This is a genomic window from Phormidium sp. FACHB-592 (assembly GCF_014695795.1).
Lineage (GTDB): Bacteria > Cyanobacteriota > Cyanobacteriia > Leptolyngbyales > Leptolyngbyaceae > Stenomitos.
The window spans coordinates 202,287-218,356 of record NZ_JACJOZ010000103.1 but is presented as its reverse complement, the minus strand read 5'-3'; the positions used below and the strand labels follow the sequence as shown (position 1 = coordinate 218,356).

Annotated in this window: 11 protein-coding genes; 6 read left to right on the top strand and 5 right to left on the bottom strand. The window is 48.7% G+C overall.

Going from position 1 to position 16,070, the window contains the following annotated elements; genetic code table 11:
* Positions 1–331: 331 nt before the first annotated feature.
* Positions 332–1,063, bottom strand: coding sequence for a triose-phosphate isomerase (gene tpiA / locus H6F86_RS27710; RefSeq protein WP_190453495.1), 732 nt, complete (start codon positions 1,061–1,063; stop codon positions 332–334).
* A gap of 180 nt (positions 1,064–1,243) precedes the next feature.
* Complete coding sequence (locus H6F86_RS27705; RefSeq protein ID WP_190453492.1) at positions 1,244–1,717, bottom strand: response regulator; 474 nt, start codon at positions 1,715–1,717, stop codon at positions 1,244–1,246.
* 465 nt (positions 1,718–2,182) lie between these two features.
* Here H6F86_RS27705 and H6F86_RS27700 point away from each other — a divergent pair, with 465 nt between their 5' ends.
* The 4 genes from H6F86_RS27700 (at position 2,183) to H6F86_RS27685 (ending at position 8,486) form a co-directional block, all read left to right on the top strand.
* Entirely contained in the window at positions 2,183–3,547 is a 1,365-nt protein-coding gene (locus tag H6F86_RS27700) for an NAD-dependent succinate-semialdehyde dehydrogenase (protein WP_190453489.1), read from the top strand.
* 336 nt (positions 3,548–3,883) lie between these two features.
* Positions 3,884–5,521 (top strand): acetolactate synthase large subunit, encoded by a 1,638-nt coding sequence (locus H6F86_RS27695; RefSeq protein WP_190454377.1) that lies wholly within the window; start codon positions 3,884–3,886, stop codon positions 5,519–5,521.
* Between the two features lie 233 nt (positions 5,522–5,754).
* Entirely contained in the window at positions 5,755–6,228 is a 474-nt protein-coding gene (locus tag H6F86_RS27690; protein WP_190453486.1) for a hypothetical protein, read from the top strand.
* 182 nt (positions 6,229–6,410) lie between these two features.
* Positions 6,411–8,486: a chromosome segregation ATPase gene (locus H6F86_RS27685; protein WP_190453483.1), complete on the top strand. Its 2,076-nt coding sequence runs from the start codon at positions 6,411–6,413 to the stop codon at positions 8,484–8,486.
* 90 nt (positions 8,487–8,576) lie between these two features.
* On the opposite strand, the gene H6F86_RS27680 is transcribed toward H6F86_RS27685, so the two are convergent.
* The 3 genes from H6F86_RS27680 to H6F86_RS27670 form a co-directional block, all read right to left on the bottom strand.
* On the bottom strand, positions 8,577–9,389 hold the full coding sequence (locus H6F86_RS27680) for a tetratricopeptide repeat protein (protein WP_190453480.1): 813 nt from the start codon (positions 9,387–9,389) through the stop codon (positions 8,577–8,579).
* A 488-nt stretch (positions 9,390–9,877) separates the two neighbouring features.
* Positions 9,878–10,468: a YdeI/OmpD-associated family protein gene (locus H6F86_RS27675; protein WP_190454374.1), complete on the bottom strand. Its 591-nt coding sequence runs from the start codon at positions 10,466–10,468 to the stop codon at positions 9,878–9,880.
* Between the two features lie 70 nt (positions 10,469–10,538).
* Positions 10,539–11,966, bottom strand: a complete 1,428-nt coding sequence (locus tag H6F86_RS27670; RefSeq protein ID WP_190453477.1) for a tetratricopeptide repeat protein — start codon at positions 11,964–11,966, stop codon at positions 10,539–10,541.
* 1,040 nt (positions 11,967–13,006) lie between these two features.
* On the opposite strand from H6F86_RS27670, the gene H6F86_RS27665 reads away from it, so the two are divergent.
* Positions 13,007–14,434, top strand: coding sequence for an acyltransferase (locus tag H6F86_RS27665; protein ID WP_190453475.1), 1,428 nt, complete (start codon positions 13,007–13,009; stop codon positions 14,432–14,434).
* A 61-nt stretch (positions 14,435–14,495) separates the two neighbouring features.
* Entirely contained in the window at positions 14,496–15,977 is a 1,482-nt protein-coding gene (locus tag H6F86_RS27660) for a glycosyltransferase (RefSeq protein ID WP_190453472.1), read from the top strand.
* Positions 15,978–16,070 lie beyond the last annotated feature (93 nt).

Below are 16,070 nucleotides of genomic sequence, written 5' to 3'. Positions count from 1 at the left end.
GGCTAAAGAGTTGTTATCAGGATCAGTTTCGTTACGTTCTCGATACTTTCTAATGTTTTACGTAGGCTAGTTAGGAAGCAAGCAGGGATCACTCGTTAAGGGTTTTTACTGATATTGCGCTTTAGCTACATGGCACGGAAATAAGCAAGAATTGATCGAGAAAGACCTGGGTTCTTCAAGTATCTGAGGATCTGCAACACCTTGAAGTAGTGGCATCTCCCCCTAGAACGCAAGTCAATTTCATAGCAAAAGCTAGTCACGAGAGAACGTACCGTGACTAGCAGTTTTGTAATTAATTCAGTGTTAGTCAGTGCGCGGCAACGTGGTGTTACTAAACCGCTACAAAGTTTACGATGCGGGCGAAACTGTCTGGTTGCAAGCTTGCCCCGCCTACTAATGCACCATCAATTTCAGGCTGCTGTATGATTTCGTCAATGTTATCGGGTTTGACCGAGCCACCATATTGAATCGGCACGTCAGGATTAGTGAGCTGTGCGCGGATTAGCCCTATGACTCGGTTTGCTTCAGATGATTGACACGTTTCGCCGGTGCCAATCGCCCAAATTGGCTCGTAGGCAATGACCAAATTCGTCTGATCGATCGCACTGAGCGCACCTTCAAGCTGGCTCAAGATAACAGATTCCGTTTCACCACTGTCTCGTTGCTGTTTTGTTTCGCCTACACAGAGAATAGGGGTCAAGCCCGCCGCCTGTGCCGCATGCAAGCGCAAATTCACTGTTGCGTCTGTTTCCCCAAAATACTGCCGCCGTTCGCTGTGTCCCACAATGACATAGCGGACTCCAAGCTCAGTGAGCATAGGGGCAGCAATCTCTCCTGTATAGGCTCCAGATGTTTCCCAATGGACATTTTGGGCACCTAGACGAATCAAACTGCCGTGCAAAGACTGGGACAGACTGACCAACGCCGTGAAGGGAACGCACAGCACGACTTCTCGATCGTCTGCCATCTCGTTAAGATGAGGCATCAAACCCTGGAGAAACTCCATTGCTTCTGCCTGGGTTTTATACATTTTCCAGTTGCCAGCTATAACAATTTTTCGCACGGTCGTTGTTTGGGGGTGAAGGCATCATTTATTGCATCCTCCAGTTTAAGGCTTCGTGTGCCCAACCGAACCAGTTTGCGACGAGCTGTATAAGCACACTGCCTATAACAAGTAGCTAAAGATAGATGCTATAGGGCTAGAAGCAATGGGCTACGGTCGTCAATCTTTACTACCGCTGCACTACACTACTGCTGCACCAAAAACTTTTGTAGAGCCAAAATCTGAGTCTGACGGATAGGAGAGCGCTAACGCACTTAGGCAACGATCGACTGCCCGTTCAAGATCTTCTAAGAGGTAGGGCTTAGTGACGCAATCACTACAGCCTGCTTGCAGCAGCTTTCGGTGATCATCTTCTCTCGTAAGAGCCGTCACGGCAATGACGGGAATCTTCGCTGTGATGACATTGCGGCGTAAATGGTGCAAAACATCGAACCCACTTAAATCAGGTAGTCGGATATCAAGCAGAATCAAATTCGGTTGCCGGGTTTGCGCTAGCGTTAAGGTAGTCTTACCATCAGGCGCAGCTAGAAACGATCGATCAGCACGTGCCAATGCTTGTGTGAGCAGCAACAAATTGTCATCATCATCATCCACTGCCAGAATTAGGTGTGTGGCGACAATCGTCTGGTGAAGGCTGTGTGAGCGAAAGTCCATACGTTTCAATAAGAAAAGAGCAGTAAAGCAGAAGCAGAGAGAGACATTGCGAACGCAAGCATACGCTGACAAAAATCTTTGTGTGCTGAATGTGCCTATGCTGAACTGTGGCTGCTGAAAGGGCAAAAGCAAATGCTTTTTTACAGTCTAATGCTAAATCTTAATTTTTGTTTAATTTTTGAAGGCGAATGATTCGCTTTGTTTCTGCTAGGAGATCCTGCGACATTGAATCTATAGATATGCTATTAGAAGGTGATTCAAAAAATTCTGTGTACAGAGATACCAAAGCAGATTTATTGCTCACTTTAGTCGTGCCGTCGTCGCTTCATTCACGATCGCTACTTGACAAACGTGATAGACGGTTAAGCGATTGAAAGCCAAAGAGAAAGAGGCATGATCGCTCGGAGGACATGAATTTGTTGTCGATCGCCTATTTAAACAGGGAACTTAAAAGGGAGAACGTTTATGGCTATTGCTACGATTAATCCGGCAACTGGAGAAACAGTGAAAGTGTTTGAGGCGCTAACAGCTCCACAAATTGAGCAAGCGTTAGCGCTGGCACAACAGACGTTTGAGCAGTATCGGCACACAACCTTTGAGCAGCGATCGCAGTGGCTCCATGCTGCTGCTCAGATTTTAGAGGCTGAAGAAGAGACGTTTGCTAAAGTGATGACCCTAGAGATGGGCAAACCACTGCAAGCCGCGATCAGTGAAGTGAAAAAATGTGCGGCTGTGTGCCGTTTCTATGCCGATCACGCTGCTAAGTTTCTAGCTGATGTTCCAGTGCAAACTGATGCCAGTCTCAGTCTTGTACGCTATCAACCGATCGGTGCTGTCTTAGCCGTCATGCCCTGGAACTTTCCTTTTTGGCAGGTGTTTCGCTTTGCGGCTCCAGCGCTCATGGCAGGCAATGTAGGCTTGCTTAAACACGCTTCTAACGTGCCTCAGTGTGCGCTGGCGATCGAGTCCATTCTTCACCAAGCCGGCTTTCCGAAGGGCGCATTTCAGACCTTGTTGATTGGGGCAGATCAGGTTGCCGATCTGGTCATGGACGAGCGTGTCAAAGCCGCTACCCTTACAGGCAGTGAACTCGCGGGCGCAAGCCTAGCAGCCATCGCCGGAAAGCAAATTAAAAAAGTTGTGTTAGAGCTAGGCGGTAGCGATCCCTTTATCGTGCTAGCCAGCGCCGATTTAGAGGCAGCGATCGCCACTGCTGTGACAGCGCGGATGCTCAACAGTGGACAGTCGTGCATTGCTGCCAAGCGCTTTATCGTGATAGACACCCTCTACGACGAATTCGAGACACGACTGGTTGAGAAATACCAGGCGCTTAAAGTCGGCGACCCCATGCTGCCTGAGACTGACATTGGTCCCCTAGCAACGCCTGGTATTCTCAAAGACCTGGATCAGCAGGTGCAGACTGCCATCCAGCAAGGTGCGCGAGTGCTAATTGGTGGTAAACCACTGGGCGGTGCAGGCAACTTCTATCCGCCGACGATTCTGACAGAAATTCCACTGGGTAGCTCTACGGCTCAAGAGGAGTTGTTTGGTCCTGTTGCAATGCTATTTCGTGTGGCGACCCTGGACGAGGCAATCCAACTTGCTAACAGCACTCCCTTTGGGTTAGGAGCTAGCGCCTGGACAACTGATGCCGCAGAACAAGAACGGTTAACCCATGAGCTTGAAGCCGGATCGGTCTTTATCAACAGCATGGTTAAATCTGATCCGCGCTTGCCGTTTGGTGGCATTAAGCGATCGGGCTTTGGACGCGAACTTAGCATTCAAGGCATCCATGAGTTTGTCAATATCAAAACCGTCTGGATGAAGTAGGCGAGAAGGGAGAGGGAATGAAGGGGTAAGGGAGTGAAAGGGTAATGGAGTGCGACGCAACGCTCTATTACCCTTTCTAGCTTCTGACTGTTAAAGCAAATGTCAGCGATGCACAACATTTTCCCTTTTATAACTGTGTTCTTTGTAACAGAATGAAGGGGCGATCGTTTGAAACGTGTTAAGACAGGGGTTAGGGTCGATCGCTGTTTCAGCAAACGAGTGTGGGGACAGATCGTTAAGGGTTCGGTGATCGATTAAGCGATACGTCGAGAGCGCGTAACGGTTCGGTGAAGGGCATACTTAGTTTTTGTGATGAGGGCAAGAATCATGGGTCAGATGAATACTGCTGAACTGCTAGTGCGCTGCCTAGAAAACGAAGGTGTGCGCTACATCTTTGGGTTGCCGGGCGAAGAAAACCTGCACGTGCTAGAAGCCCTAAAGCACTCGTCGATTCAATTCATTACTACCCGCCATGAACAGGGAGCCGCGTTTATGGCAGATGTTTATGGACGGCTGACAGGCAAGCCAGGGGTCTGCCTCTCGACGTTAGGACCTGGCGCAACTAATTTAATGACAGGCGTTGCCGATGCGAACCTTGATCGTGCGCCTCTAGTCGCCATTACAGGACAGGTAGGCACCGATCGCATGCACATTGAATCCCACCAATACCTCGATCTGGTGGCGATGTTTGCTCCTGTAACTAAATGGAACGCCCAAATCGTTCGCCCCAGCAACACACCAGAGATTGTGCGGAAAGCGTTTAAGATTGCTCAGGCAGAGAAGCCGGGAGCTGTTCATATCGATCTGCCAGAAAATATTGCAGCAATGACTGCGCCTGGTAAACCCCTTTTGAAGGACAACAAAGAAAAAACCTATGCCTCGTTTCAAAGCATCGAAAAGGCAGCAGACTTTATTTCGCGGGCGGTAAATCCACTGATCCTTGTTGGTAATGGTGCCATCCGAGCAAACGCCAGCGAGGGGCTGACCGAATTTGCTACACGGTTAAACATTCCGGTTGCCAACAGTTTCATGGGTAAAGGTGTCATTCGCTATACCCATCCGCTTGCACTGTGGGCTGTAGGTTTGCAGCAGCGTGACTATATTAGCTGTGGGTTCGATCGCGCTGATCTCATTATTTGTGTTGGCTATGACCTGATCGAGTATTCGCCCAAAAAGTGGAATCCCGATGGCTCTATTCCCATCATCCATATTGGAGCAATGCCAGCCGAAGTAGACAGCAGCTACATTCCTGCTGCCGAAGTAGTCGGCGATATTTCAGATTCACTAAGAGAGATCTTGTACCGTGCCGATCGCGCCAATAAGCCAGATCCTCACGCGCTAGACCTACGCACCGATATTCGCAACGACTACGTGCAATATGCGAAAGATGATGCTTTTCCCATCAAACCGCAAAAGGTCATCTACGATCTGCGGCAGGTTATGGCACCCGAAGATATCGTCATTTCTGACGTCGGCGCTCACAAGATGTGGATGGCACGGCACTATCACTGTGAGCAACCCAACACCTGCATCATTTCTAATGGCTTTGCCGCAATGGGCATTGCCATTCCAGGGGCGATTGCCGCTAAACTGGTGCACCCCGAACGGCGGATCGTTGCTGTCACGGGCGATGGTGGCTTCATGATGAACTGCCAGGAACTTGAAACAGCGCTGCGGATTGGCACGCCTTTTGTCACACTCATTTTTAATGACGGTGGCTACGGCTTGATTGAATGGAAGCAGCAAAATCAGTTTGGTAGCTCTGCCTTTATTAAATTTGGCAATCCCGACTTTGTAAAATTTGCCGAAAGTATGGGCTTAAAAGGCTACCGCGTCGAATCCTGCCTAGATTTAATTCCCATTCTTAAAGAGGCACTAGAACAGGATGTGCCTACGGTCATTGATTGCCCTGTGGACTATCGAGAAAACCTCCGCTTTACTCAGCGCGCTGGTGATTTAAGCTGCCCAATTTGAGAGCCAGTAACGTTTAATTGGTCAGACCAAATTGCAGCGTCGCTCCCCTACTGCAACAAGTGAGCAGTGATTTTTGCACGCTCTGTCAGTTCCCAAAGCCTTAGCAGCAGGAACTTAGAAGCACTAGATGCGTCTACTTTGCCAACAGGGAATTGTCGATCGCAGTCCTAATTCCACTGCATAGCACTCGATCGACGGCAATTAACGTGATGGCTAACTAGAAGGCTAAAGCAATGAGTACAACAAAAGTTTTGGGATTAGCTGGAGTGACAATGGCAACATTCATCACTTCAGTAGCGCAGCCTGCAATGGCGCAACGAGTCTGCGTTGAGTCAGAGTCAAATGGCAGAATTGTTTGTGGCAGAGTTGTCAATGATTATCGTTACAACAACCGTAATGATGATCGCTACAACGATCGCTATGACAGCCGCTACAACAATCGTGGTAACGATGCCAGCAATTTTGATGAGCGCTTCTATTTGATGGCTTATCCAGATGTGAGAGCAGCGATCCAGCGTGGACAAGTGAGAGATGCGTACACGCACTATCAACGTACTGGGCGGTTTGAGGGTCGCTTTCCACGCTTTAATGAAGCGAGCTACCTGGCAAGAAACCCTGATGTTGCAGCGGCTGTAAGGCAAAGAAGTGTTCGCAGCGGCTACGATCACTGGCTCAGAGTTGGGCGTTTTGAGGACCGCAAACTTTAGAGAATGTCCTGCTATCTGCTCTTTTAAGCTGTAGTAGCTGTTATACAAGGTTCTACTCTTTCATGTGTTCTCTGCTGCCCACCTCATAAACCAGTTTGGCTTTTTGGAGCTTGAAGAGTAGCATGGCATCTATGCATAAGGTTTGAGGACTTTGTGCAGCAACTGCTGCTTATGTTTTGAGTATGACTAGAGAACCAGGAACACCCGACCGTAAGCCGTTGGGGCGATCGCCAAAGCCTAGAGATGAAACGTTGCCAAAGCAGCCAGCTTCTCAGCGTTTGCCTGTGACTTCGGTGTCTCAGCCACGTTCTCAGGCAAATGGAGCCGCCCTACCCACACGATCGCGTGCTCTACCACCTCCACCGCCTAGACCGTCTCAACAGCCAAAGCCACGATCGGTTGACTTACCCGAGCAAGAGCGTTCGCCATTGGGTCGTAGAGCGAGGCGAACTAGGTTGCCGCGCCGATGGCTACGCTGGCTGTATAACTGGAAGTTGTGGCTTTTGGTAACAGGTATCGGTTCTGTAGGTACAGGGCTGCTGGCGCTAGCTTTGTTGCTGCAAATGCCCGGTTTACCTAACTGTCCAGCGATTTTTTGGCCCTTGGCTTCGGCTTCCTTGCGCTTTGAATGCGCGCGACTGGCAGCCAGCAAACAGACCTCAAACGATTTACTGGAGGCGATCGCCCTCATCGATTCACTGCCCGCCGATCACCCGCTACGAGATGAAGCCGATCGGCTGGTCGAACTGTGGTCGTTAGAAGTATTAAAACTGGCAGAAGCGGCTTTCAACGCAGGTAAGCTGAATGAGGCGATCGCGGCAGCCCGACGAATATCGCCCAAGGTTTCCGCCTACGAGGTGGTGGAAGAGCGGGTCCAACGCTGGCAAACCATTTGGTCTAAAGCAGAGGCAATTTACCGTAAAGCTGAAGAGTCCTTACGTGAACTCGATTGGCGAGAGGCATTTTCTTCTGCTGTGCGCCTGCTGGAAGTGGAGAATACGTTCTGGCAAACGACCAAGTACAACGAGCTAACGGGTAAAATCAACGGTTCGCGGGACGATGGCAATACGCTGGGTCAAGCGCACCGACTTGCCGATGAGGGCGGACTCACCAATTTGCTAGAAGCCATCAAGCTGGCACAGTCTATTAAGCAGACTAGTTATGTGCATCAAGCTGCTCAGAAGGCGATCGAAGAGTTTGGGCAGAAAATGGTCGCCCTGGCACAAACGATGCTCGATCAGCGTAATTTGCAGGGCGCTTTGAATGTACTGAGCAAGATTCCTGATATCGCCAAGTTAAAAGAGCAAGTGAAAGACATGACGGTGCTGGCAAATGCTCAGTCTCAAGCCTGGCTTAATACAATACCCGATATCGAAGAAGCCATTGCCCAAGCACAGCGCATTCAATCAACTCGTCCGCTTTATCGTAAGGCACAGCAGTTCATTGTTCGCTGGCAGCTTGAGATCGAAGCGATCGCACTACTGGAAAAAGCGCGGATTCTTTCGCAACCTGGCACTGTTAATGATCTAACAGCCGCGATCGCCGAAGCCTCTACCATTCCCCGCTCCAATCCGCGTTGGAACGAAGTACAGCAGCAGATTCAGACCTGGACAGCGCAGATTCAAACCATTGAGGACCGTCCTATTCTCGATCAGGCAGATCAAATTGCAGCGCAGGGCGATCTTGCGTCCTTGCAGGCAGCCGCTGCTCAAGCTAATCAAATTGCTCAGGGACGTGCACTTTATAGAGAAGCCAGGGGAAAAGCGCGTATCTGGACAGGGCAGGTTCAGCAGATTCAGGATCAGCCACTGCTCGATCGCGCCAGAGATTTTGCCAATGCTGGCGATCTAGGCTCTGCTATTCGGACTGCCGAACAAATTGGAGCTGGGCGATCGCTCTATGCCGATGCCCAGAGAGACGTGAAGCAATGGCGCAGTCAGCTCCGTGCCCAGGAGCTTCAGGTGCAAGCGCAGCAAAGCCTCCAAAATGCTCGTCAGCTAGCTAATTCAGGCTCTCCAGAAGGGTTGGCAAATGCAATCAAGGCTGCCGACCAAGTGCCGACCAGTAGCGCGCTGCGATCGGAGGCTGACAATGCCATCAACGAATGGAGCGCTCAACTTTTGCAAGTGGCAAGAAGCCAGGCAGTCTATGACGTGCCAGGCGCGATCGCAGTTGCCCAAAAAATTCCTTCCCGCTCTAGCCTTTACGCTGAAGCTCAGCAAGAAATTCAAACTTGGAAGAACACGACTGGGCAGTAGGTATGACAAACTTGATGTGACCAATGTTTACCGAATATTACTGAATCTTTGGGTTTAAGCTACCAACTATCCTGTTGCAAGCCGTGAAGTCTACTTACTTAGCAACGTGTGAAGCTGTTGTGTTTGCCGGAGCACCTGAAAGTGGACATCACCTTTTGCGAGGGCACGATACAAAGGCGCATTGAGCTTAATTGCCCGTTGGAGGTAGCCTATGGCAAGTTGAGTATTGCCTTTCATCGCATAGCAACGGGCTTTGCTATACCAGGCATCTGGGTTGTTTGGTTTGCATTGCAACGATTGATCGAAACTGGCGATCGCCTCATCATAGTGCCCTGTTTGAGTCAGTACAGTGCCTCGGTAATTCCAGGCATAGTAGCAAAAGGGGTTGATGGCAAGCGTTTTATCGAGACTGGCAAGTGCTAAATGAGGCTTATCCATGCTGGTAAGCACTTTGCTGCGGCTATACCAGGCTTTGTAATCATCGGGGCTGGACTCTAGAACACGATCGAAGCTAGCGAGCGCTTCTTCATAGCGGTGCAGGCGTGCTAAAGCATTACCCTGGTTGTAACGAGCTTTAAGGTCAGTAGGAGCAAGCTTGAGTGTTTTGTTGAAGCTAGTGAGAGCCTCGTCATAGCTCCCCAATTTTGCTAAAGCAATGCCCTTGCCATGCAATGCCAGCACAAATTCAGGGTGAATGCTCAGCGCCTGCTCAAAGCTAGCCAGTGCTTCTTTGTAACGGCTCAGGTTTTCGAGCGCATAGCCACGATTTGTCCACACCTCATAAAGGTCAGACTGGGTGGCTAAAACCCTGTCATAGCCAGCGATCGCGCCTTCGTAGTGCCCCAAACTGTAGAGAATATTGCCATGACTGTACCAGGCAGCAGAGTTCAGATCATGATCCATAAACCCCTAACCCCAAGAACTCCTGTTCCTAGAGTTGCCAAACAACGGGTAAATTCTCTCATGCTTGTCTAAGTTTCCGTGAATTTACGCCTCTAGTTTGTGAAGCTGGTAGCAAGCTTATTGTCTGCAAAAGACAAAACTGCTCGAAAAGAAACAAAAATTGATGACGTGCCCATAGCATTACAGTCAGCAGAAGATTTAAAGCTGCCTGCTGACATACACGTTTGCCATAAGGACTTGATGCGTTACGGCTACGCCTAACACATCCTACGTTTAATTGGGGCGACCTACTTAGTGCAACAACGTCTTACTTCATCATTGGCTGACGGCTGTTTACTGAATAAGACAAAAGGTCTGGTAATGGGCAAAGACAAAGAAGCATCTGAGTGGAAAAATAGCTTTATGCCATTCTGTGCTGCCGCTGTCTTCACTCTCTCAAGAGAGACTACAGAGTGAATTATTGATATACATGGAATGTGCACAGCCACTTATTGTGATCGTACTAAGGGGTTTTTATTTTGTGACGCTGAACTAATAGTTTGTTCAATCCTTCTTTGCCTGGTCTCTAAACGTTTCGCACTATTAATCCAGGCTAAAATGTTCTTTTTTGAGGAGTTGTTAAACGTTGCAAAGTTGCTGCTGGCGACTTTGTTCCCGTCCAGGGCTTGCTGCAAATCTATGGGGATGATCAACGCTTCGATCGCATCCAGCATCTGCCATGAGCCATCTTGCTTAGCTGCTTCGATTTTCTTCAGCCCTGTTTCGGTCATTAACCCCTGTTCAAGCAGTTCTTCAATATATTGCTTGTTTAACTTTGACCAGACACTTTGGGGTTTCCGTGGTGTAAAAATCTGCTTGTAGCGGTCTGCATCCAACGATTTAACTTTGCTGTCAATCCAACCAAAACATAGGGCTTCTTTGACTGCTTCGCTGTATCGCACGCTAGGCTGACCAGATTTGACCTTGTAGTAAGTTAACCAGACGCCGATCGAGGTGCGATAGTTGCTTTCCAGCCATTGCCTCCATGTCTTGCGATCGCTGGCGTAAATCGTTTCTAGCTGATCATCAAATTTTGGCATCACAAGTTTTCGCATCACAAGTGTCTCATGACAGCTTTACGGGCACGTCCCTGCACAACCAACTGTCTAACTAGGTGATCCGTGGCAGCGCTTGGAAGGATGCTTCCGTGACTGGAGGATGGTCATCAAAGGGAGATTCTTCGCCTGTGCGCTCTTCAGCAATTCTGCCTTCTCTCGCGTTAGAGCGGGGCAAGGACTTAAGCGACTGGTTATTGTCAAGCGCCAGTGCGCGGCGGCTTTGAGCATCGGGAAAGTGGGGTTTAATTTCCAGTGCTTTATCATAGCTAGCGACAGCCGCTTCATAGTCACCTAAATGACCCAATGCTGCGCCTCGGCTGTACCAGGCAGAGTAGAAGCCAGGATTGATACTGAGTGCGCGATCGTAGCTTTTGATCGCTGCTTCGTTGTGCCCCAGGTGCCCTAGAGCAATGCCACGACAGTACCAGGCTTCAGCCATATCCGGTTGAAACTGCACCGCTTTGTCGTAGCTGGCGATTGCTTCAGCATAAAGCCCCAACTTGCGAAAGGCAGAACCACGACTAAACCAGGCTTTGGCAAAACTAGGATTTAGTTCGATCGCCCGGTCGTAGCTGACAACTGCTTCGCGATAGCTACCAGATTTGTACAATGCGCTGCCCCAGTTGTACCAGGCTTCACGCAGATTTGGCTTTAGGTCTAGCGCTTTGCGATAGCTGGCAATCGCTTCACCATAGCGCCCTAGCGCATCAAAAGCGTTGCCCTGGTTGTACCACGCTTCATAAAGAGTGGCATTGATTGCCAGCGCTTTGTTGTAGCTGTCGATGGCTTCTTCATGCCGCCTCAGTTTGTGCAGCACATTGCCTCGGTTATACCAGGCTCCATACCATTCAGGCTTGATGGTCAAAACGCGATCGTAGCTAGCAAGTGCTTCCTGGTAGCGACCAAGCTGATTGAGCGTGTTGGCGCGGTTATACCAGGCATGGGAATAGTGCGGTCTGTGTTTAATTGCCTGGTCATAGCTATCAATCGCGGCTTGATAACGCCCTAGCTTGTAAGACATGATCCCCCGGTTGTACCAGGATTTAGCGTAGTCTGGTTCAAACTCCAGGGTCTTTTCGTAGCTCTTGAGTGCAGCTTCGTAACAACCTGATTTGTCAAGCGCATTACCGCGATTGTGCCATGCCTGGTGAAAATCTGGTTTTAGCTTGATCGCTTTGTCGTAGCTGGCGATCGCCTCTTCGTAGCTACGCAGGTTGTAAAGTGCCATGCCACGACTATTTAAGGCTTCTGGATAGTTCGGTTTCAGGTCAAGCGCCTGGTTAAAACTTGCGACGGCTTCTTCATAGCGCCCTAACTCAGACAGCGCCACCCCACGGGTATGCCAGATATGATGCCAGTCAGGGTGAAGTTGCAAAACCCGATCGAAGTTGAGCAGAGCATCTTCAAAAGCCCCGGCTTGATTGAGCTGTAACCCTTGCTGCAAGAAAAATCCTGCTTCTGAGTCCGATGGCTGGGACATATCAATTACTCAACAGGGAATGATCATGAACATTAGCAGTGGAGGATGACATCACACAAACCTGCATAGCCACGAGATATAAAACCGCGATTGCAAAAGCATGAGTGTGGTGTACAAGAGCAATACGATCGCACTAACGACCCTATTAAGCTGATGAAAGATCTATGACAGACCGACTGGACAGACCAATAACTAACGCTTTCGCGTCAAACAGGAGCTTCGTTAAGGCACTATAGGACTCCATACAAGAGCAGTTGCCCTATGTCCAGATAGCTAATAATTGTAGCTCGAGTTTGAGGTGGGATTGGGTCTAAATCTCATCTACTCTTGCAGGTGCTACAACGCTAGTATGCGATCGCTACTTTGCTCAGGGTTGGCGCTTAAAACATTGTGGGGAAGCAACTTTAGATAAGGATATACATCTGCTTCCACCGATCAACCATTAACACGATGGCACTGCAAAGTGTGTAGAAGCTACTAGCAGTCAGGGGCTTGCAGATAATTAAGTTGTTGCAGTCAAACTAAAGGCGCAGTCACTGCGATAGCCTTATCGTTTACGAATGAACCGATAAGAATCTAGAAACTAACTGATAAAAAAGTCTTATGTAATGTCCAGTAAAGCAAGTGAACAGAGTTTCTCAAAAACAACTTTGAGACCAATTGGCACTCTTCACTTAAACTATAAAGAAATATGTACTTCTCGAGGGGGATGTGATTGCAACTGATATTCCCGTATTAAAAGATAAATCTTTTGAATTACTGCTATCAGTAGAAGGATTTGTGTCGTAAGCGCTAACCCAGGCTTTAACTACAGGCTGGTCGCCATTAGTTACTTTTTTCTAGGGATGACGTTCGTAAGAGGATATGAGTTTAAGCGTTTTCCTTTAAGTGAACTATCTGCCTTGAGTGGTGCTGGCAGTAAAGGCTTACTGGCTATGTGTAGCCAACCATTAACGGCTTAGTCTATTACTCTTGCGTCATGCACAGCTTAGAAATACTCCTGTTTTCTTTTTTATCAGTAGAAGAGCTTTGAGACGTTTATGACTAATTCAAAAATGCCTCGATCGCAGCGTCTAGCATGGCTCGAAGGAATTCGCATTTTTGCGGCAGTTTTGCTGCTGCTTTACCACTCTCAACTGTTGTTTACGGGCTATGCCTACACACCACAGCCTACTGGTTTGGCAGATAACCTACGACAGTTAGTAACACCGGTGGAAGGGGCGATCGATCCAGGCTTACTACTACGATTACTTGGCATTTCTGCCTGGTTTGGCTTTCAGTTTGTGGATGTGTTTGTGCTTATCAGCGGCTTTAGTTTGGTGCTCTCTCTCAAGGGGCAACCACTAGAAGTCGGTAAGTTTCTCAAGCGCCGCGTCTTACGAATTCTGTGGCCCTTCTGGACGGTGGCGTGGCTCTCATACCCCATACTCTGGGCGATCGGAGTTGCAACCCAGAGCTACATACCCAGCCTATGGCATACCTTCGCTGGAGCGACATTTCCACTACTCTTTGACTATGGCGGAGAGCTACTTTTAGCGACGAGCGGTCCGTGGTGGTTTGTACCCCTGATTCTGAGTTTTACGCTGTTGTTTCCGTTTCTGTGGCATCTCCTACAGCGCTGGGGCGCAGCAAATTTACTTTTAGTAAGCACGCTGTTAACGGTTGCATACCGTGCTGTAGCAATCTACAAGTTTGGAGGGCACCCAACCTATGTCATTCTGGATACACCTACAGATTGGCATCCCTTCCTGATTTTCCTTTCTAAGCTCAGTACATTTGTGTTGGGCATGGTGGTAGCGCAGCTTTATATGCAGGGCAAAGGACCACTTTTTTGGCGGTCTCATCGGGCTTTGCTGCTAGGTGTACCTGTTTATGTCCTGGGGTTTGTGTGTCAGTTTTATACTGCTGGTTGGGTGTTGGTCGATTTGTTGCTACCAATCGGTCTTACCCTTTGCTGTATGGTACTGTTTCGTGCGATCGCTCAGCCGCAACCAATGCAACGAGTGCTGTTATGGTTGGGTGCTCATAGCTATACCTACTTTTTGATTCACAACTTTGTGGTCGATCGTACTATCAGACTTGTAGTGCAGGATGATTTGTCTCTGTACTATTGGTTACTGCCTTTGATGGTCTTCGGTACGCTGCTTCTGGCAGTGTTGGCAGATTATGCTAGCCCCTTACTTCAGCGGTTAGTTAAGGGTCTTTTGCGTGATTTAGACTATGTTCTGACCCCTACTAAAGTGCCGCATCGTCGAAGTTGGAGTCCATGTGTAGGCGATACGGTAATCTACCAGAGTAAAGTAGGTTGGACGGTGTTGAAAGTCGAAAAACTGCTGGACGAGCGGGAGTTTTTCCTGTGTCAAATTAGTGATGGACAACGATCGCTGTGGGTGAATGAAAATGATCTGGAGCCTGCCGTAAAGTGGTCGTCCCTAGGGGAAGTCAATAGGAACTCAGCTTTCTTTTGACCAGAGCAACTGTTTGCCAAGATTTGATACACCGAACCTTGATGATTGGAGGATGGCTAAAGTGAGGAAATGGACGGGCGATATTCCTAAGGTGGTTTATACCCATGTTTTGTTGATCGGTGTTCCTACGATTTTCTACTATTGCTTGCGAGTAGGTGGAATGCCGCTGATCAGAATCCACATGGCGATCGCCGCGTTTTTTCTCCTCAGCTCTCTCATTATCTTTTTGGAAGCTACTAATGCGTTGTTTCGACGCTTTGCTGTCAAAAATAAACGTTCTGATGCCAATCGTTTTTCTCAATTTAAGCAGTCTGCTAAGTCAGTGTTAGGGGTCAGCGGCAATACCAGCTACTTGTCCACGAAACCTTTGCCACGCTGCTCTTTTCTGGTGGCAGCTTATCTGCCGAACGAGCAAGATATTATTCTCGACACGCTCAAGCATATTCTGAGAACTGTGCAGCGATCGGCAGACGGACTAGAGGTGATTCTTGCGTACAATACGCCTATTGATCTGCCTGTTGAAGATGACTTGCGACGGTTAGCCCTAGTTCACCCAGAGTTACGTTTGTTGCGGGTTGAAGGTAGCCACTCTAAAGCCGAAAATTTAAATGCAGCACTGCACATTGTGACAGGCAAAATCACCTGCATTCTTGACGCTGACCACCTTCCAGCAGCCGACTGTTTTGTTCGCGCTTGGCGTTGGCTAGAGCATGATTATGATGTGGTGCAGGGGCGCAATATTATTCGCAATCACCGCCACAGCTTACTAACGCTAAATATCGCGATCGAGTTTGAAACACTCTACGGTGTCAGCCATGCAGCAAAATCGTTTTTGACTGACTCCAGCATTTTTGGTGGCTCAAACGGCTATTGGCGCACCGAAGTCTTACAGCAGATTCGCTTTAACCCGGCAATGCTGACCGAAGATATTGATGCTTCAATGAGGACATTGTTAAGTGGCTATCGTATCCTGCACGATCGCAGTATTGTCACAACTGAATTAGCTCCTGCTGACTTCAACTCTTTCTGGTTTCAGCGCAAGCGGTGGGCACAGGGTTGGCTTGAGGTTAGCTTCAAGTATCAGCGTCGAGTGTGGAAGTCTGTGCACTTTACCCTGTGGCAAAAAATCTATTGGACATATCTGCTTTACTTCTGCGTACTTTACTCGCTGATTGCCCTCCAAATTCTGCCGCTGCTCATCAGCTTGTTTCTGTATCAGGGCGATCTTCCTGCCTCAGAAAACCCCTTCCTTTGGTTGAGTACGGTCATTACGTTTTCTAGTGGTATCTATCAAACGCTAGTTACAATGAAAGTCGCAGCCGTGCGCTACCCATTGTTCTACTTCTTACAGCATGCTGTGACTATTTTTCTGTATACCATTTTGAAAAATATGATTGCTGTTGTCGGTCTTTATGATCATCTGCATGGTCATAACAAATGGGTGGTTACGCCACGGGGGGTCAAGCAAAAACGTCGTACTTTGGCAGTCCGCAAGGCTCCTGTTCTGGCTCCGAGTGCAGCGGGCGTTGGTTCAGTAAAATAGGGTCAGCACTCTTTAACTTGAGGCGGCAATGACAACATACGTTAGGTTCTACCGTTCTTTTATTGGTGGTAGCCGATCGCCTCAAGATTGTGT

What these genes read in the sequence shown, in the direction of transcription:
- H6F86_RS27685 (WP_190453483.1), top strand. Translation starts at nt 6,411, where the DNA reads ATGACTAGAGAACCAGGAACACCCGACCGTAAGCCGTTGGGGCGATCG.
- H6F86_RS27695 (WP_190454377.1), top strand. Translation starts at nt 3,884, where the DNA reads ATGAATACTGCTGAACTGCTAGTGCGCTGCCTAGAAAACGAAGGTGTG.
- H6F86_RS27680 (WP_190453480.1), bottom strand. Translation starts at nt 9,389, where the DNA reads ATGGATCATGATCTGAACTCTGCTGCCTGGTACAGTCATGGCAATATT.
- H6F86_RS27665 (WP_190453475.1), top strand. Translation starts at nt 13,007, where the DNA reads ATGACTAATTCAAAAATGCCTCGATCGCAGCGTCTAGCATGGCTCGAA.
- H6F86_RS27705 (WP_190453492.1), bottom strand. Translation starts at nt 1,717, where the DNA reads ATGGACTTTCGCTCACACAGCCTTCACCAGACGATTGTCGCCACACAC.
- H6F86_RS27700 (WP_190453489.1), top strand. Translation starts at nt 2,183, where the DNA reads ATGGCTATTGCTACGATTAATCCGGCAACTGGAGAAACAGTGAAAGTG.
- H6F86_RS27670 (WP_190453477.1), bottom strand. Translation starts at nt 11,966, where the DNA reads ATGTCCCAGCCATCGGACTCAGAAGCAGGATTTTTCTTGCAGCAAGGG.
- H6F86_RS27690 (WP_190453486.1), top strand. Translation starts at nt 5,755, where the DNA reads ATGAGTACAACAAAAGTTTTGGGATTAGCTGGAGTGACAATGGCAACA.
- H6F86_RS27675 (WP_190454374.1), bottom strand. Translation starts at nt 10,468, where the DNA reads ATGCCAAAATTTGATGATCAGCTAGAAACGATTTACGCCAGCGATCGC.